This is a genomic window from Streptomyces sp. NPDC058000, assembly GCF_042886435.1.
Lineage (GTDB): Bacteria > Actinomycetota > Actinomycetes > Streptomycetales > Streptomycetaceae > Streptomyces.
In genome coordinates this window covers 1-847 of the sequence record NZ_JBHVQS010000140.1, presented here as the reverse complement: position 1 = coordinate 847, position 847 = coordinate 1, and the positions used below count along the sequence as shown (strand labels likewise).

At 73.2% G+C, this 847-nt stretch carries 1 protein-coding gene; it reads left to right on the top strand.

What is annotated here, in order from left to right; translation table 11 throughout:
• On the top strand, positions 1–847 hold an 847-nt coding region (locus ACFVT2_RS43410; RefSeq protein WP_390028024.1), incomplete at both ends, for a hypothetical protein.

Sequence of the window (847 nt, the reverse complement as noted above, 5' to 3'; positions counted from 1 at the left end):
GGATCAGGCTCCGGTACCGGACGACGACTCGGCCACCGTGGCGGCCGAGAGCCGGGCCCTGGAGGCATTCCGCAAGAGGGAAACAGCAGTACAGGACACGTCCGATGACGTCGCCGCGTCGCGGCGTCATGACGTCACCAGTCCCGTGCAGGCCCCGCCTCGGCCGACGTCCCCGCCGCGCGTGGTGTTCCCGGCCCCCGAGGAGCGGGTGACGGACCGGCCGTTCGCGTCGCTGTCCGCGCGGGCGACCGGCCGCACGCTGTCCGCGACCCGGTTCGGGGTGCTGGGCAACGGGGTGCTGCACCTGCCGAACTGCGAGCCGGTGAAGGTGCCCGTGCCCTCCTCGGTGGACGACGTGCCCGCCCTGGTGGCCGCGTACGGGCTGAAGACGCTCTGGGTCCACCAGGAGGCGATGGAGGCCATGGGCCTGCCGACGTTCGAGGAGCGGCGCGAGCTGGGCATGGCCCAGACCCGGGCGGCCAAGGGCCTGGCCGAGGACCAGCCGGTGAAGCCGCCCGGGGCGATGAACCCCGTGGCGCACGCCTGGGCAATTCCGGGGGCCGGGTCGCCGGTGGCCGAGCTGCACCCGGCCGGGCTCACCGCATGGATGACGCTGGTCCTGGCCGACGAGAACGCGCGGGACTCCCGGGTCACCGTGGCGGTGCCCGCCTATGAGCACCGGTTCGACAAGGCCAAGCAGCCCGGCCGGGGAGGATGGGGCGGAGCCGAGACCCCGGAAGTCCTGCTGGACGCGCTGATGGTCTACCTCATGTCCACGCTGCACGGCACCCAGGCCCGGCCCAAGGTCGTGCCCTATTTCCAGGGGCCGAACCAGACGGGCGAGGAC